At 72.3% G+C, this 24404-nt stretch carries 20 protein-coding genes, 1 tRNA gene and 1 pseudogene; 12 read left to right on the forward strand and 10 right to left on the reverse strand.

Translation table 11 applies throughout. The annotated features are described in order from the left end of the window. Positions 1 to 9: 9 nt before the first annotated feature. Both ACFYTE_RS27040 and ACFYTE_RS27045 read left to right on the forward strand, forming a co-directional pair. Positions 10 to 687, forward strand: a complete 678-nt coding sequence (locus ACFYTE_RS27040) for a SigE family RNA polymerase sigma factor (protein ID WP_388715489.1) — start codon at positions 10 to 12, stop codon at positions 685 to 687. Positions 688 to 818: 131 nt separating this feature from the next. Beyond that, complete coding sequence (locus ACFYTE_RS27045) at positions 819 to 1862, forward strand: hypothetical protein (protein ID WP_388715492.1); 1044 nt, start codon at positions 819 to 821, stop codon at positions 1860 to 1862. 31 nt (positions 1863 to 1893) lie between these two features. Here the strand turns inward: ACFYTE_RS27045 and ACFYTE_RS27050 are convergent, their stop codons facing one another. Beyond that, a complete protein-coding gene (locus tag ACFYTE_RS27050; protein ID WP_388715495.1) occupies positions 1894 to 2685 on the reverse strand; it encodes an SURF1 family protein in 792 nt (263 codons plus the stop codon). 122 nt (positions 2686 to 2807) lie between these two features. On the opposite strand from ACFYTE_RS27050, the gene ACFYTE_RS27055 reads away from it, so the two are divergent. Then, the gene (locus ACFYTE_RS27055) at positions 2808 to 4607 is read left to right on the forward strand and encodes a prolyl oligopeptidase family serine peptidase (protein ID WP_388715498.1); all 1800 of its coding nucleotides are present in this window, start codon (positions 2808 to 2810) and stop codon (positions 4605 to 4607) included. 636 nt (positions 4608 to 5243) lie between these two features. Here ACFYTE_RS27055 and ACFYTE_RS27060 read toward each other — a convergent pair. Together ACFYTE_RS27060 and ACFYTE_RS27065 are read right to left on the reverse strand one after the other, a co-directional pair. Then, entirely contained in the window at positions 5244 to 7148 is a 1905-nt protein-coding gene (locus ACFYTE_RS27060; protein ID WP_388715707.1) for an NAD-binding protein, read from the reverse strand. Between the two features lie 143 nt (positions 7149 to 7291). Further along, positions 7292 to 7945 (reverse strand): LysE family translocator, encoded by a 654-nt coding sequence (locus tag ACFYTE_RS27065; protein ID WP_388715501.1) that lies wholly within the window; start codon positions 7943 to 7945, stop codon positions 7292 to 7294. A gap of 141 nt (positions 7946 to 8086) precedes the next feature. Between ACFYTE_RS27065 and ACFYTE_RS27070 the strand changes: the two genes are divergently transcribed. The 3 genes from ACFYTE_RS27070 to ACFYTE_RS27080 all read left to right on the forward strand — a co-directional run bounded on the left by ACFYTE_RS27070 (position 8087) and on the right by ACFYTE_RS27080 (position 12302). Then, positions 8087 to 9517: a PLP-dependent aminotransferase family protein gene (locus tag ACFYTE_RS27070; RefSeq protein ID WP_388715504.1), complete on the forward strand. Its 1431-nt coding sequence runs from the start codon at positions 8087 to 8089 to the stop codon at positions 9515 to 9517. Between the two features lie 453 nt (positions 9518 to 9970). Beyond that, positions 9971 to 11287, forward strand: coding sequence for a hypothetical protein (locus tag ACFYTE_RS27075; RefSeq protein WP_388715506.1), 1317 nt, complete (start codon positions 9971 to 9973; stop codon positions 11285 to 11287). 553 nt (positions 11288 to 11840) lie between these two features. Further along, a complete protein-coding gene (locus ACFYTE_RS27080; RefSeq protein WP_388715508.1) occupies positions 11841 to 12302 on the forward strand; it encodes a hypothetical protein in 462 nt (153 codons plus the stop codon). A 25-nt stretch (positions 12303 to 12327) separates the two neighbouring features. Here ACFYTE_RS27080 and ACFYTE_RS27085 read toward each other — a convergent pair whose 3' ends face one another. Further along, positions 12328 to 13206: a LysR family transcriptional regulator gene (locus tag ACFYTE_RS27085; protein ID WP_388715512.1), complete on the reverse strand. Its 879-nt coding sequence runs from the start codon at positions 13204 to 13206 to the stop codon at positions 12328 to 12330. A gap of 210 nt (positions 13207 to 13416) precedes the next feature. Here ACFYTE_RS27085 and ACFYTE_RS27090 point away from each other — a divergent pair, with 210 nt between their 5' ends. Together ACFYTE_RS27090 and ACFYTE_RS27095 are read left to right on the forward strand one after the other, a co-directional pair. Next, positions 13417 to 14010 carry an AAA family ATPase gene (locus tag ACFYTE_RS27090; protein ID WP_388715515.1) on the forward strand — a complete coding sequence of 198 codons (594 nt, stop codon included), beginning with the start codon at positions 13417 to 13419 and terminating at the stop codon, positions 14008 to 14010. Then, positions 14010 to 16127, forward strand: a complete 2118-nt coding sequence (locus ACFYTE_RS27095; RefSeq protein ID WP_388715518.1) for an ATP-binding protein — start codon at positions 14010 to 14012, stop codon at positions 16125 to 16127. Before ACFYTE_RS27090 ends, ACFYTE_RS27095 begins: the two co-directional genes overlap by 1 nt. Before the next feature lie 215 nt (positions 16128 to 16342). Here ACFYTE_RS27095 and ACFYTE_RS27100 read toward each other — a convergent pair whose 3' ends face one another. Then, complete coding sequence (locus tag ACFYTE_RS27100; protein ID WP_388715521.1) at positions 16343 to 16630, reverse strand: hypothetical protein; 288 nt, start codon at positions 16628 to 16630, stop codon at positions 16343 to 16345. A 659-nt stretch (positions 16631 to 17289) separates the two neighbouring features. Between ACFYTE_RS27100 and ACFYTE_RS27105 the strand changes: the two genes are divergently transcribed. Both ACFYTE_RS27105 and ACFYTE_RS27110 read left to right on the forward strand, forming a co-directional pair. Next, entirely contained in the window at positions 17290 to 18123 is an 834-nt protein-coding gene (locus ACFYTE_RS27105) for a hypothetical protein (RefSeq protein WP_388715524.1), read from the forward strand. Positions 18124 to 18188: 65 nt separating this feature from the next. Continuing rightward, positions 18189 to 19442 (forward strand): 7-cyano-7-deazaguanine synthase, encoded by a 1254-nt coding sequence (locus tag ACFYTE_RS27110; RefSeq protein WP_388715527.1) that lies wholly within the window; start codon positions 18189 to 18191, stop codon positions 19440 to 19442. 158 nt (positions 19443 to 19600) lie between these two features. Here the strand turns inward: ACFYTE_RS27110 and ACFYTE_RS27115 are convergent, their stop codons facing one another. Together ACFYTE_RS27115 and ACFYTE_RS27120 are read right to left on the reverse strand one after the other, a co-directional pair. Continuing rightward, on the reverse strand, positions 19601 to 20494 hold the full coding sequence (locus ACFYTE_RS27115) for a phosphorothioated DNA-binding restriction endonuclease (protein ID WP_388715530.1): 894 nt from the start codon (positions 20492 to 20494) through the stop codon (positions 19601 to 19603). A gap of 196 nt (positions 20495 to 20690) precedes the next feature. Next, positions 20691 to 20879: a GIY-YIG nuclease family protein gene (locus ACFYTE_RS27120; protein ID WP_388715533.1), complete on the reverse strand. Its 189-nt coding sequence runs from the start codon at positions 20877 to 20879 to the stop codon at positions 20691 to 20693. Between ACFYTE_RS27120 and ACFYTE_RS27125 the strand changes: the two are divergent. Continuing rightward, positions 20809 to 21099, forward strand: a pseudogene (locus ACFYTE_RS27125) (tyrosine-type recombinase/integrase); the annotation flags it as partial. The gene ACFYTE_RS27120 and the pseudogene ACFYTE_RS27125 sit on opposite strands and share 71 nt — an antisense overlap. Positions 21100 to 21178: 79 nt before the next feature. On the opposite strand, the gene ACFYTE_RS27130 reads toward ACFYTE_RS27125, so the two are convergent. From ACFYTE_RS27130 to ACFYTE_RS27140, 3 genes are all read right to left on the reverse strand, one after another. After that, positions 21179 to 21252 (reverse strand) — tRNA-Pro (locus ACFYTE_RS27130). Positions 21253 to 21284: 32 nt separating this feature from the next. After that, the gene (locus ACFYTE_RS27135; protein WP_388715536.1) at positions 21285 to 22076 is read right to left on the reverse strand and encodes a Pr6Pr family membrane protein; all 792 of its coding nucleotides are present in this window, start codon (positions 22074 to 22076) and stop codon (positions 21285 to 21287) included. A gap of 282 nt (positions 22077 to 22358) precedes the next feature. Beyond that, positions 22359 to 23285, reverse strand: a complete 927-nt coding sequence (locus ACFYTE_RS27140) for a metallophosphoesterase (RefSeq protein WP_388715539.1) — start codon at positions 23283 to 23285, stop codon at positions 22359 to 22361. 95 nt (positions 23286 to 23380) lie between these two features. Here ACFYTE_RS27140 and ACFYTE_RS27145 point away from each other — a divergent pair, with 95 nt between their 5' ends. After that, positions 23381 to 23848 carry a GatB/YqeY domain-containing protein gene (locus ACFYTE_RS27145; RefSeq protein WP_388715542.1) on the forward strand — a complete coding sequence of 156 codons (468 nt, stop codon included), beginning with the start codon at positions 23381 to 23383 and terminating at the stop codon, positions 23846 to 23848. The last annotated feature ends 556 nt before the right edge of the window (positions 23849 to 24404 follow it).

Consider the following 24404-nt stretch of genomic DNA (forward strand, 5'->3'; position numbering starts at 1 on the left):
CCAACTGGCGTGGCAGAGGTACTCGACTTCAGCAGCGCGGCGCGCGGCACGACCCTGCGGCCCCGCCCCGGGGCGCTGCGTCCCCGCATACCCGGCGCGCCCGGCGGCATGCCGGTGATCGCGCCCATGCCCGCAGCGCGGCCCGCCCGCATCCCCAGCCAGCGCGACGGAGCCGAGGAGACCGCGGCGGCGGCCGGCACGACCGTCGACCACCTCACCGAGACCTACCGGACGCACTACCGTTCGCTGCTCGGCCTCGCCGCGCTCCTCCTCGACGACACCGCCTCCTGCGAGGACGTCGTCCAGGAGGCGTTCATCCGCGTCCACTCGGCCCGCAAACGCGTCCGGGACCCCGACAAGACCCTCGCCTATCTGCGCCAGACGGTCGTCAATCTGTCCCGCTCCGCGCTGCGCCGCCGCATCCTCGGCCTGAAGCTGCTCTCCAAGCCGATGCCCGACATGGCGAGCGCGGAGGAGGGCGCGTACGACCAGCTGGAGCGCGACTCCCTGATCAAGGCGATGAAGGGGCTGCAGCGCCGCCAGCGCGAGGTCCTGGTGCTGCGTTACTTCGCGGACATGACCGAGGCGCAGGTCGCCGAGAGCCTCGGCATCTCGCTGGGTTCGGTGAAGGCGTACGGCTCCCGCGGCATCGCGGCGCTGCGACTGGCCATGGAGGCGACCGCATGAGCGACCGCCCCGAACATCCCGAGCGTCCCGAACCGGGCGTCTCCCACGGCCGTCAGGAGCCCGACGCCAGGCACGAGCCGCCGCCGCGGCACGAGCAAGAGCACACGCAATCGCACGCTGGGAACGCAACTGTGAACCACGGCCCCGACGACAAGGGCCCCGAGAGGCTCGACGCGCTGGACCACGACGAACTGGGTCTGCGCAGGCTGCTGCACGCGGCGGTCGAGGACCTGGAGCCGCGCGACGGCACGCTGGACCACCTGCGGCGCGCGGTGCCCGCCCGGCGGGCGCGCAAGCGGCACGCGGCGGTCGGCATGGCGGCCGCGGCCCTGTTCGTCGGCACCGCCGTCCCGGCCCTCGTGCACGTCTCCAACTCCGGCGGCACCGACCCCAACACCTCCATCGCCGGCCAGGCCTCGCAGGCCCAGGGCGGTGCGGGCCAGGGCAAGGAGCCGGACGGCGGGGAGCGCGCCACCGGCGACGAGAGCGGCAAGACCACCGACCGGCACACGGGCGGCGTGCAGGACGAGGAACGGGACAAGGGACACGCCGCCGGCGGCGGCTCGACCGGCGGTGCCAACCCCTCGGCCACCGAGCGCACCGGCGTCCCGGTGTGCACGGCGGCCCAGCTGGACACCGGCACCGGCACCGCCGCCGCGCCGGACTCCACGGGCATCGTCTACGGCTCCTTCCGGCTCACCAACGTCTCCGGCACCAGTTGCCGGGTCGGCGGCGCGGGCACCGTGAGCGTCCTCGCGCAGGGCGCGGCGGATCCGGCCAAGATCAGTGCGGTCCGGCATGTCGCCGGTGACGCCGCGGCCGGCCTGCCCGACCCGTCCCAGGAGAACGCGAGCCTGCTGCTGTCGCCCGGCAGCGCCTACGAGGAGAAGTTCGCCTTCGTGCCCTCGGAGACCTGTCCCACCGGCGGCGGCACCGGCGGTTCGGAGACCGGCGGGCCCAGCGCCGACCCGAGCCCCAGCTCGGACCCCACCGCCGGCACATCCACCGGTGGCACGTCCGGCACCAGCACGCAGCTGCTCACCGAGGACGGCACGGCCGACGGCAGCATCCAGGTGCTGCACACCTCCCAAGGGGGTGCGCCGACCGTCACCACGACGCTGCCCAACGCGTGCGCGGGAACGGTCTACTGGACCGGAGTGCTGGCCGGGACGTGATCCCGGACCGGTGCGGCAGGGGTCCGGCGGATCAGACCCCGGACGGGCTCGGGACCTTCTCCTCGTCCGGCACCAGGCCCAGCTCGGCGTCCCGGACGAACTCCGCCTCACGGCGCAGCAGCCGGAACCACATGAAGACCACGAAACCCGCGAAGACGAACCACTCACCGGTGTAGCCGAGGTTCTGGAACGCCTTCAGGTCAAGGCCCGAGCCGCCGGGCGCCGACGCCGGCACCGCCGTCATCCCCGAGTCGCCCTCGTCGAGCGTGATCCACGCGTCGTAGAGCCGGTACGGCACGAGGTTCACCAGGGACGCCGAACTGATCGCCGCCGTCTGCCCCGACGGCAGCCCGCTCGCGGCGCTGACCCCGTTGTCACCCGGCGTCTCGGACGCCTGGAGCGCACCGGTGACGGTGACCTCGCCGGCCGGCGGGGCGGGCGCCTTGGCCGGGTCCGCGGCGCCGGGCAGCCAGCCGCGCACCACGGGCAGCGCCTCGCCGGAGTCGGTGCGCAGCAGCGTCAGCACGTAGTAGCCGCTCCTGCCGTCCAGCTCCCGGTCGGGCACGAGAAGCTGCTCGCCGTACCGGCCGGTCGCGGTGGCCCGCTTGCCTGACGTGGCCTTGTCGACGGGCAGCAGGTCGGCCAGCGGGCGTGCCGCCTGCGTTCTGCCCGCCGTGGCCTGCTCGGTCGCGTCACGGTGGTCCTGCACCCGGTCCTCGAACCGGCCCAGCTGCCACGATCCCATGAAGACGCAGAACGGGATGGCGAGCAGCACGAAGACGTTGATGCCCCACCAGCGGGGTGTCAGCAGAAACCGGTACACGCCACCACGGTACGGGCTGCCGCCGCGGCTTCGGCCGCCGGGGCGGCGACGGCCGGGAAAGTTGTCCACAGGCTGGGGGCACTCGGCAGCGGAGGGTCGGTGGGAGCAGGCACTATGGGGCCATGACTGGGGCCAAGAATGAGAGCAGCATGCCGGACTGGGAGAAGCGCTTCCGCGCGCCGCGGGTGTCGCTGCCGGACTGGGCGGAGGACGCGCCCGACCGCTCCCTGTTCGTGTCGAACGCGACGGGGACGTACGAGCTGTACGCGTGGGACCGTGCCACGGGAGCGCAGCGCCAGGCGACGGCCCGGCCGAACGGCACGACGGACGGGCTGCTCTCCCCGGACGGCGCGTGGATCTGGTGGTTCAACGACAAGGACGGCGACGAGTTCGGCGTGTGGCGCCGGCAGCCCTTCACCGGCGGCGCGGACGAGCCCGCCACACCGGGCCTCGCACCCTCCTACCCGGCCGGCCTCGCCCTCGCCCGGGACGGCCGCACGGCGATCGTCGGCCGCTCGACGGACGAGGAGGGTACGACGATCCATGTGGCCCGCGGTGGCGAGGAGCCGTTCGAGCTGTACCGCCACCGTGAGTCGGCGGGCGTCGGCGACCTCTCCCACGACGGTTCGCTGATCGCGATCGAGCACACGGAGCACGGCGACGCGATGCACTCCGCGCTGCGCGTCCTGCGCCCGGACGGCACGGCGGTCGCCGAACTCGACGACAGCAAGGGCGGCACGCGGGAACTGGGCCTTGAGGTGCTGGGCTTCGCCCCGGTCGACGGCGACACCCGGCTGCTCATCGGCCACCAGAGAAGGGGCCGCTGGGAGCCCCTGATCTGGGACGTGGCCTCGGGCGAGGAGACCGATCTGGCCCTGGACCTCCCCGGTGACGTGAGCGCGGACTGGTACCCGGACGGCACCGCGCTGCTCATCGCGCACAGCTTCGAAGCGCGCAGCGAACTGTTCCGCTACGACCTGGCGAGCCGCGAGCTGACCGGCATCCCGACCCCGCCCGGCTCGGTCTCCGGCGCGACGGCCCGGCCCGACGGCAGCGTGGAGTTCCTGTGGTCCTCGGCCGCGGAGCCGCCCGCGGTGCGTTCGACGACGGGCCGGGTGGTCCTGGACCCGCCCGGGATGCCCTGCCCGCCCTCGGTCGTGGTGGAGGACGCGTGGGTGACCGGGCCCGGCGGCCGCATCCACGCGTTGATCCAGAAGCCGGCCGGGGCCAGTGGTCCCCTCCCCACGGTCTTCGATCTGCACGGCGGCCCGACCTGGCACGACAGCGACTCGTTCGCCGCGGGCCCGGCGGCCTGGGTGGACCACGGCTACGCGGTGGTGCGGATCAACTACCGCGGCTCGACAGGTTACGGCCGGGCCTGGACGGACGCCCTGAAGCACCGGGTGGGCCTGATCGAACTGGAGGACGTGGCCGCGGTCCGCGACTGGGCGGTCTCCTCGGGCCTGGCCGACCCCGGCAGGCTCGTCCTCACCGGCGCCTCCTGGGGCGGCTACCTCACCCTCCTCGGCCTCGGCACCCAGCCGGACGCCTGGACGGTGGGCATCGCCGTGGTCCCCGTCGCCGACTATGTGACGGCGTACCACGACGAGATGGAGGCGCTGAAGGCCATGGACCGCACGCTGCTCGGCGGCACGCCCGAAGAGGTCCCCGACCGCTTCCGGGCCTCGTCCCCGCTCACCTACGTCGACGACGTCAAGGCCCCCGTCTACATCTCCGCGGGGGTCAACGACCCGCGCTGCCCCATCCGCCAGATCGACAACTACGTCAAGCGGCTCGAATCCAGGGGCGCGGTCCACGAGGTGTACCGCTACGAGGCGGGCCACGGCTCCCTGGTGGTCGACGAACGCATCAAACAGGTCCGCCTGGAACTCGACTTCGCCCAACGCCACCTCCTGAACTAACCGCCCCCCTCGGCCCGACTGGCGGGGTCGGGCCGACTCGGCCGACCGGGGCCGAGTGGTGCGGCCGGTCGGGGTGGGTGTTCGGTCCGCGCTGGTCGGTTGGCGCGACCAGCCAAGTACCACCGGCACCCGACAACGCGCCTGCACCTCCCCAGGGGCGCGGGGAACTGCGCGACGAGCCACGTACCACCGTCACCCGACAACGCGCCTGCACGCCCCCCAGGGGCGCGGGGAACTGCGCGACGAGCCACGTACCACCGTCACCCGGCAACGTGCCTGCACGCCCCCCAGGGGCGCGGGGAACTGCGCGACGAGCCACGTACCACCGTCACCCGGCAACGTGCCTGCACGCCTCCCAGGGGCGCGGGGAACTGCGCGACGGACCACGTACTACCGTCACCCGGCAAACGCGCCTGCACGCCTCCCAGGGGCGCGGGGAACTGCGCGACGGACCAACGTACTATCGGCACCTGACAACGCGCCCGCACGCCCCCCAGGGGCGCGGGGAACTGCGCGACGAGCCACGTACTACCGTCACCGGGCAACGCGCCTGCACCTCCCCGGGGGCGCGGGGAACTGCGCAACCGGCCAAGTACCACCCGCGCCCCCCACCCCCGCCCCCCGAAAACCTTCCCCTTAGGCGGGCCGGTCCTGCGCCCCCCGGCGACCGCCCTGCAGCTCCGCCAGACCCCGCCGAGTCGCCGCAAGCACCACCCGGTCGCCGGAGCGCAGCACATGGCCGGGGGACGGCCGCTGCTGCCCCTCCAGCGCCAGCACCCGCCAGGCCCCGGCCAGGAACGCCTCGGCCACGCTGCGCCCCTCCAACTGCGGATGCCCGTCGACCTCCACGGCGGCGACCAGCAGCACCCGCCGTTCCACGGGGATCGCGCCCAGGATCTGCCGGCCGAACATCGCCCCGGCGAAGGCGGGCGCGGCCAGGTGGGTGACGCTGCGGCTGCGGGTGAGCGCCCCCGGATGCGCGGCCCGCAGGGTCCGGTAGACGGCGGTCGCGAAGTCGTCGTCGTACAGCCGCAGCAGCACCCGCAGGTCGGGGCGGACGGACCGGGCGTACAGCACGGCCTCCAGGTTCGTGGTGTCCGCGCTGGTCACCGCGAGCAGCGCATGTGCCCGGTGGATCTTGGCGGCTTCCAGTACGCCCTCCTGGGTCACGTCCCCGAGCACCACCGGCACCCGCAGCCGCCGTGCCGTGGCGAGGCCGCGCGCGTCCGCGTCGGCCTCCACGCACACCACCGGGATGTGCAGTTCCCGCAGCCGGGTCAGCACCCGGGTGCCGATCTTGCCCAGCCCGAGCAGCACCACGTGCCCGCCGAGCCCGCGCGGCGGCTTGCGCAGCGTGGACGCGGTCCGGAAGGTGCCGAGCGCTTCCAGCACGGCCGCCAGCAGCACCGGCAGCAGCAGCAACCCGACCAGCCCGGACAGCAGTTGCAGGATCTGCCGGCCGAGCGGTTCGCCCAGGGCCGGTTCGTCGATCGCGAACAGGTCGAGCAGCGTCAGATAGAACGCGCCGAGCGGATGGATCCCGGTCACCAGCCACAGCGCCACGGCCAGCGCCAGCACGCATCCCGCGAGCCCGGCCAGCGACCACCGCAGCCGCCGTGAGAACAGCGAGGCGAACGGCGGCACGACCCCGGTGCGGCCGGCCGGCAGCGGCGGCCCGGCGGCGTACGAGACCTGTTCCAGCACGACGGCCCCGCGGCCCGCGGCGGCCGTCACGTCCGCCTCGTCGGGCAGCAGGTGCGGCCCGCGTTCCCCGCTGCCCTCGGAGCCGTCCGCGCCTGCCGGGTCGCTGCTGGTCGCCGACAGCAGGGCCAGCGTGCACAGCCCGGGGTCGGCGATGACCCCCGGTGCGGGCGGCGGCCGTTCCACCGCGCGCAGCAGCAACCCGTCCGTCTGCACGACCTTGCTGGTGCCGGCGACCGCGGTCGCGACCAGCGCCGGGGCGGCGGTGTCGGCGTCGGACAACACGGTCGTGGACGCGTCGCCCGGGGAGTCGGCTTCGTCCCCGGCCGCCAACGCGGCGGCCTGGTCGAGGAGTTCCTCGATGTGCTGGCCGAGCCGCCGGTTGTAAAGGCGCAGCACGAGCCGCAGCCGCGGGTTGAGCCGGCGTGCGGTGAGCGCGGCCCGGATGTTGGTCTCGTCGTCGTCGTACACGAGGGCCAGCGCGGCGGCGCGTTCCACGCCCGCTTCGGCGAGCACCGCCTCGGTCGGTTCGGCGGCCTCCAACACCCTGTCGGCGCGCCCGGGTTCACCGCCGGAGCCGCCCGAGCCGCCCGAGCCGCCCGAGCCGCCCGAGCCGCCGGAGCCGAGGGCGCCGAGCACGGTGCCGTTGCCCGCGGCGCGGCCGACGGCTGCGTTCACCCGGTCCAGCAGCGCCGCCGACGCGGCCCGGGCCCGCCCGACGACCGGTGGCCGCGCCGTGCGGGCGCCCGCCGGTACGACGAGCGTGACCTGCGCGCCGTACACGCTGCGCAACTCGGCGGCCAGCCGGTGCGCCAGCCCGTCGTCGCCGCACACCACCATGGGCGCGGGCGCGCCACCCGGTCCACTCTGCATCGGAACGCTCACCACGAGGGGAAAGACTGCCCCAAGGAGACGGGTGGTTCCAGCGGCGGACGCTCAGTGCGCCGCAGGACGCCCGCACCGCACAGGGCGGTGACGGCTCGTCATCTCGGCGCAGCGTGTGCGGCGTTGGGGGAGTCGAGGGCGAGCGAGACGGCGAGGCCGCCGAGGACGGTGCCCATCAGATAGCGCTGCGCCCTGAGCCAGGACGGGCGGCGGGCGAGGAAGACGGCAATCGTGCCCGCCGCCAGGACGATCCCGAGGTTGACCGCGATGCTGACCAGGATCTGCACCGAGCCGAGGACGAGGCCCTGGAGGAGCACGTGCCCCCGGTCGAGGTCGACGAACTGCGGGATCAGCGACAGGTACATGATGGCGATCTTGGGGTTGAGCAGGTTGGTCATCAGGCCCATCGTGAACAGCTTGCGTGGCGAGTCGTGGGGCACGTCCCGCGGCGCGAAGACGGACAGCCCGCCGGGCCTGAGCGCGGTCCAGGCGAGGTGGGCGAGATAGGCGGCACCGGCCAGCTTCACCGCGGCATACAGCTCGGGTACGGCGACGAAGACCACCGACAGCCCCAGGTTCGCGGCGAGCAGGTAGGCCAGGAAGCCGAGCGCCACGCCGCCGAGGGAGGTCATTCCGGCGCTTCTGCCCTGGGTGATGCTGCGGGAGACGAGGTAGACCATGTTCGGTCCCGGGGTCAGCACCATGCCGAGGGCCACCACCGCGACGCCGAGCAGCCCGCCGGGTTCCACCATGGACGGCTCCCTTCTCGAATCAATTCCGCCTGGCTGCGAGGTTATTGCCCGCGCTATCTCGGTGCAATAAGGAAAATTGCTCTCGGTGCAATTCTGTGGTGGGGTGGAGGCAGCCCGTACGAAGGGGAGTGGGGGAGAGCCGTGAAGGACGACCGTCGCAGCGACCGGGCCGACCGCAGGGCCGACGACCCAGCCGACCTCAGGACCGGCAACCCAGCCGACTCCCGGGCCGACTCCCGGGCCGACTACCGCCGGGTCGCCGACGCGGTGGCCGAGGAGATCCGGGCCGGGCTGCTGCGCCCAGGCGACCGGCTGCCCCCGCAACGCGCGTTCGCCCGCCGGCACGGCATCGCCGACTCCACCGCCACGCGCGTGTACCGCGAACTGGCCCGGCGGGGGCTGACGGTGGGCGAGGTCGGGCGCGGCACCTTCGTCCGGGCCGCCGCGCCGGCCACCGCCCCCGCGCTCACCGAACCCGCGGCCGGCCGGATCGACCTGGAACTCAACTACCCCGAGGTGCCCGGCCAGAGCGCGCTGCTCGCCGAAGGGCTCGGCGGACTGCTGCGGCCCGACGCCCTGGGGCAGGCGCTGCGCCCGGCCGGCACCTCGGGCCCGCCGGCCCTCCGGGAGTCCGCGGCCGACCTGCTCGCCCGCGGGGGCTGGCGCCCCGAACCGGCGCGGATCCTGTTCGCGGGCAACGGCCGTCAGGCGCTCTTCGCCGCCGTCACCGCGCTGGTGCCGACGGGCGGCCGGCTCGGCGTAGAGGAACTGACCTACCCCGTCGTCAAGGCCGTCGCCGCCCGGCTCGGCATCACCCTGGTGCCGCTGGCCATGGACGAGGCCGGGCTGCTGCCCGAGGCCGTCGCGGACGCCCACGCCACCGCCCCGCTGCACGCGCTCTACGTGCAGCCGCGGCTGCACAACCCGCTCTCCCGCACGATGCCCGCGCACCGTGTCGAACAACTGGCAGAGGTGCTGGGGCGGCTCGGTGTCCCCGCGATCGAGGACGCCGTCTGGGCGTTCCTGCGCGACGACCTGCCGCCGCTCGCCGCGTACGCGCCCGAGCGGACCGTCCTGATCGACAGCCTCTCCAAGCGGGTCGCCCCCGGGCTGACCCTCGGCTACGCGGTGGCGCCCGACGACCTCGCGGCCGGTATCGCGACCGCCCTGCGCTCGGGCGGCTGGGCCCCGATGCGGTTCGCCCTGGAGGCCGCCGACCGCTGGCAGCGGGCGGGCACGGTGCGGGCGCTGGTGGCGGCCAAGCAGCGGGAGGCGGCCGTGCGCCAGGAGATCGCGGCCCGGCACCTGGCGGGCTTCGCCGTGCGGGGCGAGCCGTACTCCTACCACTGCTGGTGGCGGCTGCCGCGGCCGTGGCGCGCGGACACCTTCGTCGCCGCCGCCGCGCGGCACGGCATCGGCGTGGTGCCGGCCACCGCGTTCACCGTCGGCCCGCAGGCCCCGCCCGCCGTCCGGCTGGCCCTGGCCTCACCTCCGCCCGAGGCCCTGTCCCAGGCCCTCACCACCCTGGCCGCCCTGGCCCGCTCCACCCCGGAGGAACAGATCGACAGCTGACCACCGGGCGTCGTGGTGCGGGGCGGTGGTGCGATGGGCTGCGGACGGTTCCGGGCCGGTGGTGTTGGTGTGCTGTGGTCGGTTCCTGGGGTGGCGGTGTGATGTGTCGTGGTCGGTTGCGGCGCGGTGGTGTTGATGTGCTGCGGTCGGTTCCCGGGGCGGTGGCGGGCGCGGGTCACTCGGGTGGGGGCGCTGGGGTCGACCCGGAGTGCGGGGGCGGTTGTGCTGTGAGGAGCGGCCGTAGCCGGGGTCAGGGAGATCGCCCTGCGGGAGCGGTCGTAACCGGGGTCAGGGCGACCGCCGTGCCGGAGCGGCCGTAACCGGGGCCAGGGAGACCGCCCTGCCGGAGCGGCCGTAGCCAGGATCAGGGCGACCGGCCTGCCGGAGCGGTCGTAGCCAGGGCCGGGGAGATCGCCCTGTCGGAGCGGCCGTAGCGAGGATCAGGAGACCGCCATGTCGGAGCAGCCTGTCCCGGACCCGGACGAACTGGCCCGACTGCGGGCCCGGGTGGACGCGTTGGAGGCCGGGCGCGGGGCACGCCCCGCCCGGCACCGGGCGCGTTCGCTGCTCGCCGTCCTGCTCGTCGTCGTGGGCTGTGCGCTGGCCCCCCTCGGGGTGCTGGCCGCGTGGAGCGCCGACACCGTCGAGGACACCGACCGCTACGTCGACACGGTCGCCCCGCTCGCCGCCGAGCCCGCCGTCCGGGCGGCCGCCGCCACCCGCGTCACCGACGCCCTGATGACCCACCTCGACCTCAACGCCCTGTTGGAGGGCGTCGCCCCGGCCGACCGCCCCCGGCTGCGGCAGGCCCTGGGCGGCCTCGGCGGAGCCCTGGAGGGCGCCGTCCGCGCCTTCGTGCACGACAAGGCGGAGGACGTCATGGCCTCGCGGGCCTTCCAGACCTTCTGGACCGACGCCAACCGCCGCATCCACGCCGCCGTCGGGAAGGCCCTGACGGGGCAGGGCGGCGGCGCTGTGAAGCTCCAGGACGATACCGTGTCCATCGACCTCGCCCCGGTGATCGATCAGGTCAAGAAGCGTCTCGTCGACGCCGGACTGACCGTCGCGCAGAAGATCCCCGCGGTCCACACCGACTTCACCGTCGCCCACTCGCAGGACATCGGCCGGGCCAGGACGTACCTGCGGCTGCTGCAAGTGGCCGGGAACTGGCTGCCCGTCATCGCGGTCCTGCTGGTCGCCGCGGGCGTGCTGCTCGCCGTACGGCGCCGCCGCGCGCTGGTCGCCGGCGCGCTCGGCATCGCCCTGACCACGCTCCTGCTCGGCATCGCGCTGACCGTCTTCCGCCCCTTCTACCTCGACGCCCTGCCGGCCGGCGTCTCGCGTCCGGCCGCCGGCGCCGTGTACGACACGCTGACCCGCTTCCTGCGCACGACGGTGCGGGCGGTGGTGACGCTGGGCGTGGCCGTCGCGCTCGCCGCGTGGCTGACCGGACCGGGCCGGTACGCGAGCGCCGTACGGCGGCTGTGGCACGCGGGCCTCGGCGCCACCCGCGGCACGGCCGGCCGGCTGGGGCTGCGTACGGGGCCGGTTGGGCCGTTCGCGCGCCGCCACCGCCGGTGGCTGACCTGGGTGCTGGTCGCCGCCGCCGTCCTCGCCTGTCTGCTGTGGAGCCGTCCCACGGGCTGGGTGGTGGTGGGCCTGGCGCTGGCGCTGCTGTTCGCCCTCGCGGTAGTGGACTTTCTGGCGGCGCAGGACGACGCCGCGGAGCAGGAAACCCCACGACCGCCCCCACCCCGACCCTCGGCCTGACCCACGACCGCCCCCGCCCCCCGTACGTCGGCTTGGCGCCGCGGTCGTGCCTGCCCCGGGCTTCGGTTTGATGCTGCGGTCGTTTTCCGTCCCGGAGGTGGGCTTGGGGCTGCGGCCGTTCCCGCCCCGGACGTCGGCTTGGGGCTGCGGTGGTGCCTGCCCGGGAGGTCGGTTTGGCGCTGCGGTCGTGCCTGCCTTGGGCTTCGGCTTGAGGCTGCGGCCGGCCCCACCCCGGGTCTCCGCCTGACACCACGGCCGGCCCCACCCACACCCCCACCCCCACCCCGTCCCCGCCCCCGGCCTGAGGCCCGCGCGCCGCCCGCGCGCCGCCCGCGCGGAGTCCGCGCGGGGTCCGCGGTCCTCACCCGTTCGGCGTTCGCCGTCTGGCCGGGCGCCCCGACGGGCCCGAGGCTCGAAGCCCCGGCGAGTGGACGGGGCGCGCGGCTCCGACGGGGCGCGCGCCGCCCGCCGGCGAGCGGCATCCGACGGGATGACAACGGGATGACAGAAGCCGAGCAGCAGCCGACCGGGGTGGGAGAAGGGAACACCACTCATGAGCGACCACGCGGCACATCCGTCCGGCACTCCACACCCCGGCTCGGGAGGCCAGCCACCGCCCGGGCAGGCCACACGACTGGCGGGCGCCCGGGTCACCGGTGGGGAGGTCTTCGCCGGCGTCCTGCTGCTGTGCGGCGGCGTCCTCGCCGTCCTCCAGGGCATCGCGGCGGTCGCCGCGAACGACGTGTACGCCCGCATCGGCGGCTACATCTATGAGATCAGTCTGACCGGCTGGGGCATCATCCACATCGTGCTCGGCGCGTTCGCCGCCGTGACCGGCCTGTGCCTGCTGCGGGACATGGCCTGGGCCCGTTACGCGGGCCTGTTCCTGGCCTCGCTCGTGCTGATCGCCCAGTTCCTGTTCCTGCCGTACGCGCCCTTGTGGTCCGTGGTCATCATGGCGATCGCGCTGTTCGTGATCTGGGCGCTGGCCTCCCGCCAGGCAGCGGCGACCTGACCTACCCGCCGTCCCCGCCGTCCGGTCATCCGATGTGACGCAGCAGCGCGGTGATCGCCGGGGGCTGCTCCGCACGGGTGTGGACGAGCCTGAGCGTCCACACCGGGGCGTGGGCGGCGAAGGTCAGCGCGGGCAGTTCGGGGAACCACGCCGCCATCGACGGGGGCATGATGCTCGCGCCCAGCCCGTGCCGGATCAGGTCGGCGGCCGCCATGAGGTCGTTCACCTCGAAGGTGGCGGCGCGTTCGAGGGAGGCCGAACGGAAGGCCCTGTCGACCGCCTGCCGGATCGCCCAGTCCGGCGGGAAGTCCACCAGGGGCAGTCGTGTTGCCTCGGCCAGCGTCGTCACCGCCCGTTCCGTCCCCGCCGGCCCCGGCCCCGGCCCTGCGCCCGGCGCGGTCACCAGGACCATCTCCTCCCGGGCCAGCAACCGGGTGGTCAGTCCGCGCAGCCGGGACGTGTCGAGCGCGGCGACGGCCAGGCCGAGGGCGCCGTCCCGCAGGGCCTGCGGGATCAGGTCGGCCGGCGTCTGCCGCAGCCGCACCGTCACCCCCGGGTGCTCGCGGTGGAAGCGGGCCAGCGCGGGGGCGAGGCCGGCGTACAGGCCCTGCATCACACCGACCGTGATCTCGCCGCGCAGTTCACCCTGGGCGAGGTCGACCGCCGCCCGTGCCTCCTCGGCGGCCCGCAGGGTGGCCCGGGCGGCGGGCAGGAACGCCTCGCCGGCGGAGGTGAGGGAGACGCGGTGCGTGGTGCGGTGGAACAGCAGCGCGCCCAGCTCGCGCTCCAGCGCGCGTACGGTGCCGGACACCGCGGACTGCACCACGTGCAGCCGCCGGGCCGCCGCACTGAACCCACCCTCCTCGGCGACCGCGACGACGACCTCCATCTGCCGCAGATCCACGACCCCTCCTCTGCCTGCCGCCGTCGCCCACCTGCCTGGCAGACAGTCTCAAAGACAACCACCCCCCGAGCCACCGGGACGCCCCACCAACACGCGCCCCCACGCCGAACAGACGCACCGACGGCGAAGCCCCGCATCGCCTCCGCACTGTTGACCCGTGATCTACGGTAGGTGGCACGTGACGTTGTGCGTACGGACGTTCCATGACAGGTGACCGAGGCGGGGGCTGTGGTGCGGACCGGGTTTGTCGACCGCGTGGAGCACATGGACGAGCTGCGCTCGATGCTGGCGGACGTGGCTGCGGGACGCGGCGGCCGGGCGATCGTCATCGACGGCGTCTCGGGCATGGGCAAGTCGGCGCTGCTGCGGGCATTCGAGGCGGAGGTTTCCGCCTCCGGCGGACGGGACGCCTGCCGGGTCGTGTCCGCGCGGTGCCAGCCGTCGATCGGCCCGGGGCTGCGCTACGGGCCGATCGTCGAGGTGCTCCTGCACCTGGCCGAAGACCAAGAGGTCAAGCAGCCGGGTGTCTTTCGGAGACTGCTCAGCCTCACCGGACAGGGCGCCGTACGTTCCGCGCCGGAAGTGCTCTCCGCGATGGTGCCCGGGCTGGGCGCGCTGTTCACCCTGGGCAAGGAGGTCGCGCAGGCGTCGCTCGCTTCGGGATCGATGCCGTTCGACAGCCTGCTCCCGTTCCAACAGGGCGCCGCCGCACAGATCGTGGATGCCCTGCTGGACCTCGTGCGGCAGGGCCCGCCCACGGTGGTGGTCATCGACGACACCAGTACGGAGATCCCAGCAGCCTGATGGTCCTCGACCGTTTGCTGCGACGACTGCCCGGTCAGCCGCTCGGCGTGGTACTCAGCCACACGACGGACGGAGCCTACGCAGACGGTCCCGGAGCCATGGTCGAGGAACTGCTGCACGACTGGGCGAAGGACCGGCTTCTGCGCCGGCGCACGCTGAACGGCCTGCCCCGGGAGGCGGTTGCCGAGTTGGTGCGCTCCCGGCATCCGGACGCTCCGCCGGCCCTGTCGGAGCAGCTGATCCGGCTGACGGCCGGCCACGCCGTCTTCGTCACCCTCTGCCTGGAGGAATGGCGTCCGGACTCCGGGCCCCGTATCCGGCTGCCCCGCAGCCTGTCGCGCGTGGTGGAGGACCGTCTCCGGCTGCTCACCGAGCCGGACCGCGCATTGCTCATGATCGGGGCGACCCAGGGCGAGATGTTCCTTTCGCGAACGGTCGCCGAGGTCAAGGGGGCGCCGCACGACGAAGTCATGGAACGGCTACGGCTCATCGCCGCCCAGAACCGGCTCATCCGGCAGACGGAGCCTCCTTCCTGGGCGCGGTTGGACGCGTCCGACTGCTACCGGTTCGAGCACGGCGCCCTGTGGGGTGTGGTGTACGACCAGCAGACCCCTCAGCAGAAGCGGTCCCGGCACGCCCGTATCGCGGCGGCCCTCATGTCCGGTCCGTTGAACGGCATGCCGCTGGAGCGCCGCCTGGAGATCGCCCGTCACCTCCGCGGCGGAGGCCCCGAGTGCCTGCTCGCCTCGGCGGAGGTCCATTACGGGCTGGCGCGCGACGCCGCGATGGAAGGGCTGTCCTTCACCGAGGCGGAGCAGCACTGCGATGAGGTGATCAGCGCGGTCCGCGACCTGCCGGAACACGAGGAGAGCCGGGACAGGTGGCTCGTCCAGGCCGTGGAACTGTTGCTCTCGCTGACCGAGGTGCGCTGGCGCGGCCAGCATCCGTCGGCCGGCGGACCGGACATCGACGCGCTGGCCGCCGAGGCCGAAGCAGCGGCGAGACGCTGTGGTACCCCCGAACTGGCCATCCGTACGACGCTCCTGCGCGGCAAGACCCTCCTGGCGACCCAGGGTCTGGTGCCGTCCCTGGACAAGCTCCGCGCGGCCGTGGAACTGGCCGAGGAGCACGGCGATCCCGTCCCGCTCTTCGTGGCCCGCGTCGAATACGGACGGCAGGTGTCCAAGCGGCGGCTGGCCGACGGTCTGGCACAGCTGCGGGAGGCGGAGCGCATGTACGCCTCCGACCCGCGCCTCGGAGGCACCGGCGACCCGGTACTCCAGCACGCCCGCAATCTGGGGGAGATGCAGCTCGGCATCACCCTCTTCGACAGCGGGCACCTCAGCGACGCGCTGACCAGGCTGACCCGTTGCGCCCAGCGGCTGCGTGACGAGCCGCTGAAGGCCGAGCTGCCCATAGCGCTCAACTACCTGGCACAGGTGCACACGGGCCTCGGTGCCTACGGGGAAGCCGAGGAGGTCCTGCGCGAAGCGCTCGACTTCGAGGCCGGCCGCGGCGGCGACAGCGGCTGGCACGCCTACAACAAGGCGTTGCTCGCCCACCGTGTCGTCCAGCAGCCGACACGGCGTGACCAGGCCCTGGAACTGATCGTCGACGCGTGGGCGGAGACGGAGCGGACATGGCTGGCCAACCTCGTTCCCATCGTCCGCAACCTGTACGCCGAGATCCTGCTGGTCGCCGCTGACACACCCGGGGAACTCCTCGACCAGGCCGACCGGCTGGCGATCGCCACCTGCATCGAGACCCAGCGCAGCGGCATGATCCGCAGCGAGATCGCCGCACACTCCCTGCGCAGTCGCATCCTGCTCCGCCAGGGCGACACAGCTGCCGCCCAGGACCAGGCCGCCCAGGCCATGCGCATGCTGGACGAGGTCGGGGACATGCCTGCTCTGCGCACGGAGGAGGTCCTGTACCACTCCGCCGTGGTGCAGGCCGCCGGGGGTGCGCGGGAGGAGGCGTATGCCCTCCTGGAACGGGCCCGGCACGAGATCGCCCGCAAGGCGGCCCTGATCACAGAGGACTTGCTACGCGACCGCTTCCTCACACAGATCCGCCTCAACGAGGCCATCAGCGAGGGCACCGGGGTCGACCGATGACCGGGCCGGACGCCCGCCGACGCGCTCGCCCTGCCCTTGTGAAGCACGCGGCGCGCGCCTCCATCCCATTGGACTTCCCGGCGGCCGGGGAATCGGTGCTGACGTACAGCACTGGCGTCACCCCCGTCAGGGAGTGTCGTCGGGATCGCTATCGGTTGGCGAGTCTGTAGTCGACGATGACCTCGTGGACAGCCGGAAGCATGGCCGCGGCCTGCCTACTCTTCGATGCCGAGGATCTCTTGCAAGCGGCTCAGGGCTTCGACCCCGCGGTCCTGGTGGGGCGGGATGATCGCCTTACGGTCCTCGGGGGACAGCCGTTCGTGTGCCTCGCGCATGAGCAGGGCGTAGGCGCCGGCGAGTTGTACACAGAGGTTGGCGAGTTGCGCCGCTTGCCGGTGAACGGCGTCGTCCTGGTTGAGATCGGCCTCAAAGAGTTCGAGCGCGTCCTCCAGTACGGAGTGTCGACCAGGGGCGAGAGTTCCAGGCTCAGGGCGTTCGCTCATAACGCGAGTCTGGCGGAGCCGACGACGCCAAGCCACCACTTTCGTAACGGTGTTGCACCGGCCGAGGAGGCGGCACCCGATACGACGCGGCGCATCACCTTCAGCAGGTGCCCCAGGCATCAACCGAGGGCAAGACGCCAGACCTCCTCTACTGCACGGACGATGCCGGCGTTAGGCGGAGTGCCGCGCGGTGCGGCGCCGCTTGCCGCGAAGGTCCTTCCTGACGGCCGTGACGGTCTTGCCTTCCCAGTGACCCACGCCGTGTGCGGCGTCGTCCGGCTTCGGCCAGCGGTTCGGTTGAGGTCGGCCCGGATGGTGGCATACGGACGGTGCGATCGCGCATCGATACACGATCACTCAGTCACAGACCTCGGCACACGGACGACCACGCATCAGCCACCGCGAGGTACCCCCTGCGGTCGACAGCACGCCCCAGCTGACACCCAGCAGTGCCGGACCAACAACCAGTGCCCCGACCCGCGCTGCGGATCAGGCCCCTGACCTGTTTACTGCACTGTCGGCGTGGCGCAATTGAACCCACAACCTCTTCGTGGGCGTATGTGTCACCGAAAGTGATGCCCAGGCCAGTTGTTCGCCGGACCGGTCCGCGCCGTTGTGGCCGAGTTGCGCTCTACCTGGGGATCGTCCGGTCTGATGCCATGGCTGGAGGAGCGGGTCGGGGCACCATCGGGCTTGGGGGTGCTGTGGGGACATCCACGCGATGGAAGGGGCCGAACGGCGACCGGTGGAGCTCAGCGGCGCGGCGGCTGGCGCGCTGGCAAAAGGACTCGCACAACGCGGATCAGCGGCTGGAGGAGATCGCCGCGGACCACCTACGCGCCCTGCACGAGACGCTCCGGGCCGATCGATCGGCTTTCGGGTTGTACGACACGGCCTGTGCGGCCGGTGAACGGCTCGCCGGGGCCCTCGGCTCGCTGGCGGCAGGGGGCGCGGAGTCAGAGGACGCGCTCGTCGCACGTCTTGTCTCGGAGGTAGGCGGAGACGGCGGCACACTCGTCGACGCTGCGGTGCGTAGGGCGATGGCAGCGGCGGTCCGGGACGTCCGGGACAGGCATCCCGAGTTGGACGACGCCATGGGCAGAGGTGCAGCGGCCGGCGGCTTCGCCTGGGACATCCTGTGCGACCTTTACCAGGTGTTCTTCGCCGACATGGTGGGGGAGTTCCTCCGGTCCGTTGTCGCCGAGCACATCAAACTGGCCGTGCCAGGGCTCATCGCGACGGATCCGGAAGGCACGATCGCCGCTTGGGTCGCGGAGAAGGTGGTGGACCTGGTGCCGAATCCCTGCGAGGAGTCCGCCGAAGCGACGGAGCTCGCAGAGGCCGTAGACACCGCGCAGTCGGTGGTGGGCGCTGTGCAGGATCCGTCGGCTGCGCTGCCCAAGATCGCCGAGTCACTGGTACCGCGGGCGGTCGGAAAGGTACTTGGCCTCATCACTGAGGAGGTCACCGGAGAAGAGGGAGCTGCGGCGTGACCGGTTCCGACCATTTCCTATGGTGGCGCGGCCCCCGAAGGGACCGGCCCCGTGATGACCGCTGGATGGAGATCGGAGAGGAATCTTTCCAGGAAAAGGAGCGCCGTATCACCGGGCGGCACCACCTGCCCGGTCCGGTCCCCGATTGGGCCGAGGACCTGTTCCGCGTCGCCAGGGCCGCGTTCATCGCCGACAAGTACGTCCGCCGGTCCGGCGTACGGGACCGATGGACCCGCCGCATCAGTCTTGCCGTGCCCGTCACGGAACACGAGCGGTGGCACAGCGCTGCCGTCCGCGCCCACCTCGCCGCGCTCCTCCAGATCCTCACCGGGGACCTCTGGGATGTGGACTTCCGGCCTCTCACCGGTCACCACGTCGAGGAGGCGATGGTCTCCGCTGACGACCCACGTGCCTCGGAAGTCGCGCTGTTCTCCGGCGGACTGGATTCCCTCAGCTGGGCCGCCACCCGCTCGCGCTCCGACGACCCTCGACCGCTGCTGCTCGTGATGTTCCGCGAGATCGGCCTGCTGCGTCTCCAGCACCAGGTGTACAAGGCCGTCGAGCGACTGGGCGGACGCCGGCCGGTGATGCTGCTACCGATGAGCCAGACCCCGGCGGGCGACGGCTCCGGGATGCGGCTTGAAACCTCCTCCCGCACCCGCGGTCTGCTGTACGCGGCGGGCGCGATCCGCGCTGCTACGGCGCACGGAGTGGGCACCGTCCACATTCCCGAGAACGGCCAGCTCGCCCTCAATCCGCCCCTGACGCCCGCGCGTTCGGCCGCCTGCTCCACCCGTTCCGTGCACCCATGGACGCTGGACCGTCTGAACGCCTTAGTAAGCGCCGTGAGCGACGCCGGGAGCACGGTACGGGTGGTCAACCCCTTGGCACGGCTGACGAAAGGTGAAGTGTGCAAGGCCGCACGTGACGCGGGCCTTACCCCATCCGACCTGGAATCCACTCTGAGCTGCGGCAAGCCGCCCGCCCGCCGCAGCGGCGGCCCTCCCATCGCCAACTGCGGCGTTTGCTTCCCCTGTCTGGTGCGTCGCTCCGGGCTACTCCATGCAAACGGAACCGACGGCACCCCTTACGAGGCATTGCCATGGGCGGCCGACCTACCCCTCGGCCGGGGCACCGACTGGCGCGCACTGCAACGGTGGCTACTCGGCAGGTACACCCTTACGGATCTCCTCACCGATACCCCGCTGCCGCCGGACACGGAGACGACGGTGGCCTTCGATGTGATCAGGCGCGGGCGGAAGGAGCTGGTTCGGCTGCTTCAGATCGCGGATGCGGCTGAGGCCGCTGACGCGGCGTAGGCGGCGCAGGTGAGATCGGCTCGCACCAGGCCGCCTTGGTGGTTGTGGAAGGCGTCTAACCAGACCCGTGCCGTGCGGTCGCTGTCTTCTGCTCAGCAATGTGACTCCACCAGACCCGGGATACATCAGCGCCTCCATCAAACCCGAGATGGTTCAAGTCAGGTGGCCCCGGGGCGTGGGGAGCCTCGGAAGACTTGGCTGGTGTGCCATGAGCGGTAGATCTCAGCGACGGGTCGAATGCCGGGTTGAGGGCCGATGAGCGGGCGGCCGGCGAGTGCGGTGACGTGCTCGCGGGCGGCGGGGCTGCGGCCGACGAAGCGCTGCGAGACCAGAATGCGGTGACCGTCGCCTATGCCGAGGACGCCCTTGTCGAACAGCTTGTGGTGCAGCGAGCACAAACACAGTCCGTTGTCTACGTCGTCCGGACCGTTGTACGCCCACCAGCGCACGTGCGCGGCCTCCAGCCCGACGGGCACGGTACCGATCATGCCGTCGTAGCCGCAGAAGGCGCACTGGTACTCGTAGGCGGTCAGCACCATCTCCCGCATCCGCCGGTCCCGTCGGCGCTGTTCGGGCGTTGCCAGAGCGTCCGTCTCCGCCAGCTCCAGTTCCAGGCCCACCGCCTCGCACAGATCCTGGTGCAGCGACGGTGGGAAGTGCAGATCCAGCAGAACCCTTGCCATACGGCCCAGCAGCGACGGCTCCCGTCGCAGCGCCACCCGCAGGTCCGGGGCCAGCCGCCCGGCGGCACCACTGGCCCGCAGTTTCCGAACTCCGGTGCCGGGGCTGCCGACGCCGCGCTCGGTCCGTACTTCCCACACCTCGTCGCTGACCAGGTGGTGGAAGGGATAGGCGGGCGTGGTCCCGCGCGCCGGACCGTACTCCGCCAGCAGTTGCTTCAGATCGGCCTCCACCGCGGTGTAGTGCAACTCGCTCTCGGCATCCGCCTGGAAACGTGCCAGCGCGTACAGCAGCAGCAACGGTTTGTGCGGCGCCCGCACCCCGTCCCGACTCCACTGCCTCAGACTCGCGGCGCGCTCCAGCCAATCCATGACCGGAATCGTAATAGCCCCTCGCCGGACATCACGTTGTCCGGGGCGCGCCTGCTCCTGCGCTCCCCGCGAGCGCACTGCCTTCTCCCACTGTCTGTCGGCCCGCCATTCCAACGCCCGGTGCTACTCGGTGAACTCGACCAGATGCTGTCCGGCGAACCGCCGTAGCGCATCCCGCACCTCCGTTGGTGTGGTACTAGAAGAACTCCTTGCGGCTGCTCAACTGGTGGTTGACCCGCCGTGCGGCGAACTGCCGGTGCAGTTCCGTCTTCAGGCTGACCGCGTCCTTGCTGAAGATCAGCGCATGGACCTCGAACTCCGCCGTCGGCAAGCCGCTCGACGCGGCGAATGTCCGCCGAGCCTTCCGCCAGGCACTCAAGGGCATCGACGGGATCAACGCCGACGAGTGGACTCCGAGGGAGCTGCGGCACAGCTTCGTGGATCTGTTGTCCGACCGGGGTGTCCCGCTGGAAGAGATCTCCCGGCTCGTCGGACACTCCTGGACGGCCGTGACCGAGGAGGTCTACCGGAAGCAGATCCGGCCCGTGATCCAGACCGGCGCTGTGGTCATGGACGGGATCTTCAAGCGGGATCCGGAGCGGTAGTCACGCAGATAGACACGCACACAGAAACAGGTGAGGCACCTACGGAAATCCGTAGGTGCCTCACCTGCTGTTTTGGCTGTCGGGGTGGCGGGATTTGAACCCACGACCTCTTCGTCCCGAACGAAGCGCGCTGCCAAGCTGCGCTACACCCCGGTGTCGCTGCTGTCGCGGCGACGTCGTTTACTTTAGCCCACCGGTGGCCGGAGACGAAATCCGATTCTGGCGCGGCGGCGGACGGGGTTCGGGCGGGTGTGGTCGAGGAGGACCAGGAGGATGGCCAGGGCGTAGATGGCGAGGCCGAGGAGGAGGGCGTTGGCGAGGGTGCCGCGGTAGCCGTGGCGGTCGGCGTCCAGGAAGGGGTAGAGGTAGCGGCCGGTCGTCCCGGGGATCAGTAGTTCGGCCCTGCCGAGGTAGAAGGCCAGGTAGGCCAGGGGGTAGACGAGCCAGGCGGCGGTCTGGCGGAGGTGCAGGTGGCCGCGGGCGGTGAGCAGGAGCCAGTCCAGGAGCGCCGCGACCGGGGTTGCGGTGTGGAGGAGCTGGAGGGCTGTCCACTGGTCCTGCCACGGGGTCGGCGGTGCGGTCGCGCCCGTTATGGAGAACGGTGGCGTGGTGTTTCCGAGGAGTAGGTGGTAGGTGAGGCCCGTGGTCAGGACGTAGAGCAGTGCGGCTCCTGTGACGATGGCCGGCAGGGGGTGGCGGGCCGTCCACGCACGGTGGGCCGAGATGATCATGACCAGGGCCAGGAAGGCGTTGCTCTGGACGCTGAAGTGGCTCAGCGCGCGGGTCGGGGAGCCGAGCAGCAGCTCCAGTGCGACGCCCGCGAGGGCCATCAGAGCGATGAGCATGCGGTACAGCGCCGTCAGCGGGCGGGGGACGGGGGCCATCACTGCGGCGGCGGGGACGTACGAGGGCATCAGTGCGGGCATGCCCGGGACCGCGGGCAGGTCCGGGATCTCCCTGGGTATCGGGGCCGTCATGCCCTCACGCTAAGCAGAGTGGGCGAAACGGGCGATATGGGGTGGGCTGGGTGGGTTAATTCGGAATGGGGAGTCGGAATGCTCATCGGCCAAGCCATCGGACGGGTCCTCGGCCAAGTCCTCGGCCGGGTCCTTGGCCTGGGTCCTCGGGCCTGTTCCTTGGCCGGGTTCTCGGTCGGGTCCTCGGGCCTATTCCTTGTTGTCGTCCGGTGTAGCTGGCTGTGCGCTCCCCGTCTCGCCCGCGTCGCCCCGCCTGGCACCGCCCGCTTCAGTCGCTCCCCGCTACTCCCGCCCCACCAGCGTCAACAACGTCGCCTCGGGCGGGCACGCGAACCGTACGGGTGTGTAGCGGTTGGTGCCGCAGCCCGCGGAGACGTGCAGGTAAGAAGTACGGTTCTCCGCCGTGTGCGTGGACAGGCCCTTCACCCGGTCCGCGTCCAGGTCGCAGTTGGTGACCAGGGCGCCGTAGAAGGGGAGGCACAGCTGACCGCCGTGCGTGTGGCCGGCCAGGATCAGGGGGTAGCCGTCCGCCGCGTACGCGTCCAGTACGCGCAGGTACGGAGCGTGCACCACGCCCATCGAGAAGTCCGCGCCGCTCGACGGGCCGCCGGCCACGCGCTCGTAGCGGTCGCGCTTGATGTGCGGGTCGTCCAGGCCCGTCATCTCCACCGAGACGCCCTCGATCTTCAGCACGCCCCTGGTGTTCGTCAGGTTCAGCCAGCCCGCCGCGTCGAAGCCGTCCCGCAGGTCCTCCCACGGGTTGTGGATCGCGCCCACGACGGGCGGGTTGCCGTTCAGGCCGTGGCGGCCGCTCACCTTCTCCAGCAAGTAGCGGGCGGGGTTGCGGGGTTTGGGGCCGTAGTAGTCGTTGGAGCCGAAGACGTACGCACCGGGGAAATCCATCAGGGGGCCGAGCGCGTCCAGTACCTCGGGGACGCCCTCCGGGTCGGACAGGTTGTCGCCGGTGTTGATCACGAAGTCGGGGCGCAGGCCGGCCAGCGAGCGCAGCCAGCGCTGCTTCTTGCGCTGGCCGCTCACCATGTGGATGTCGGACACCTGGAGCACGCGCAGCGGGCGCATGCCCGGGGGCAGGACCGGGACGGTGACCCGGCGGAGCCGGAAGGAACGGACCTCGAACCCCGCCGCGTAGGCCAGACCGGCGGCGCCGACCGCCATGACTCCCAGGGGTACTCCGTATCGCGCGCGCATATGACCATCGTGTCAGATCCGGACACCCGCGCGGCGTCCGGCCGCCCCCGAAATCAACGGGCGACCGGGCTCGCGCACCTGCGACAATCGGATCCATGACCACCACGCTCAAGTCGAAGCTGCACGACGACCTCAACGCCGCGATCAAGGAGCGCGACGAGCTCCGCTCCTCGACGCTCCGGCTGACGCTCGCCGCGATCACCAAGGAGGAGGTCGCGGGCAAGGAGAAGCGTGAGCTGTCCGACGACGAGGTCCTGAAGGTGATCACCAAGGAGGCCAAGAAGCGCCGGGAGGCAGCGGAGGCCTTCGCGCAGGGCGGCCGGGCCGAGCAGGCCGAGCGGGAGAAGGCGGAGGGTGTGGTGCTTGCCGCGTACCTGCCCAAGCAGCTGTCCGACGAGGAGCTGAACGCGATCGTCGCCCAGGCCGTGGCGGAGGCGAAGGCGGCCGGTGCGGAGGGGCCGCGGGCCATGGGCGCCGTGATGAAGATCGTGAACCCGAAGGTGGCGGGGCAGGCGGAGGGCGGCCGGGTCGCCGCGGCGGTCAAGAAGCTGCTCCAGGACTGACCCGTGGCTGAGCTGGGCTGAGCAGGGCTGACCCGGGGCTGAGCTGGGCTGAGCAGGGCTGACCCGGGGCTCTCTCCGGGGCCGGCTCGGGTCAGCCCCTCCGCGCTGGTGGCCCAGCAGACCCTTGGGCGGACCGCTCGTCACGGGCGGTCCCGGCGGCCCCCGGCCCGGCCCAGCGGTCCGATGCTGAACCGCTCGTCCTGGTCGAGCCGGCGGCCGGGTGCTGAACCGCTCATCCCGGGCGAGCCCGGCGGGCCCGGGCCCGGCCCAGCCATCCAGTGCCCACTGCTCCGGCAGGTCGACCCCTGCTTACCGGGAGTGGCCCCGGGCCCCACAGCGACCGGCCGTACGGCATGCGTCGTTCCAGGGCCGACCCGCCCCACCCCCACCTCACGGAACGGGGCCGCACCCAAGTCAGGATGCGGCCCCGCCACGTCAAACATCAGCCACGCGCCCCGAACCACTCGGCCTCCCAGCCGAAGCGCCCGGAGCCACCGGCCCTCAGTCGAGGTGCCCGTGCCGCCAGTCCCTGCGCGAGGCGTCTCAAGCCACCAGC

The organism is Streptomyces sp. NPDC004629, from assembly GCF_042873595.1.
GTDB lineage: Bacteria > Actinomycetota > Actinomycetes > Streptomycetales > Streptomycetaceae > Streptomyces.

Excerpts from the sequence above, each read along its gene's own strand:
- ACFYTE_RS27100 (WP_388715521.1), bottom strand. The coding sequence starts at position 16,630 with ATGAGCGAACGCCCTGAGCCTGGAACTCTCGCCCCTGGTCGACACTCC.
- ACFYTE_RS27110 (WP_388715527.1), top strand. The coding sequence starts at position 18,189 with ATGGAGATCGGAGAGGAATCTTTCCAGGAAAAGGAGCGCCGTATCACC.
- ACFYTE_RS27120 (WP_388715533.1), bottom strand. The coding sequence starts at position 20,879 with ATGCCCTTGAGTGCCTGGCGGAAGGCTCGGCGGACATTCGCCGCGTCG.
- ACFYTE_RS27135 (WP_388715536.1), bottom strand. The coding sequence starts at position 22,076 with ATGACGGCCCCGATACCCAGGGAGATCCCGGACCTGCCCGCGGTCCCG.
- ACFYTE_RS27065 (WP_388715501.1), bottom strand. The coding sequence starts at position 7,945 with ATGGTGGAACCCGGCGGGCTGCTCGGCGTCGCGGTGGTGGCCCTCGGC.
- ACFYTE_RS27095 (WP_388715518.1), top strand. The coding sequence starts at position 14,010 with ATGGTCCTCGACCGTTTGCTGCGACGACTGCCCGGTCAGCCGCTCGGC.
- ACFYTE_RS27060 (WP_388715707.1), bottom strand. The coding sequence starts at position 7,148 with ATGGTGGTGTGCGGCGACGACGGGCTGGCGCACCGGCTGGCCGCCGAG.
- ACFYTE_RS27140 (WP_388715539.1), bottom strand. The coding sequence starts at position 23,285 with ATGCGCGCGCGATACGGAGTACCCCTGGGAGTCATGGCGGTCGGCGCC.
- ACFYTE_RS27115 (WP_388715530.1), bottom strand. The coding sequence starts at position 20,494 with ATGGATTGGCTGGAGCGCGCCGCGAGTCTGAGGCAGTGGAGTCGGGAC.
- ACFYTE_RS27080 (WP_388715508.1), top strand. The coding sequence starts at position 11,841 with ATGAGCGACCACGCGGCACATCCGTCCGGCACTCCACACCCCGGCTCG.
- ACFYTE_RS27075 (WP_388715506.1), top strand. The coding sequence starts at position 9,971 with ATGTCGGAGCAGCCTGTCCCGGACCCGGACGAACTGGCCCGACTGCGG.
- ACFYTE_RS27145 (WP_388715542.1), top strand. The coding sequence starts at position 23,381 with ATGACCACCACGCTCAAGTCGAAGCTGCACGACGACCTCAACGCCGCG.
- ACFYTE_RS27105 (WP_388715524.1), top strand. The coding sequence starts at position 17,290 with ATGGCTGGAGGAGCGGGTCGGGGCACCATCGGGCTTGGGGGTGCTGTG.
- ACFYTE_RS27055 (WP_388715498.1), top strand. The coding sequence starts at position 2,808 with ATGACTGGGGCCAAGAATGAGAGCAGCATGCCGGACTGGGAGAAGCGC.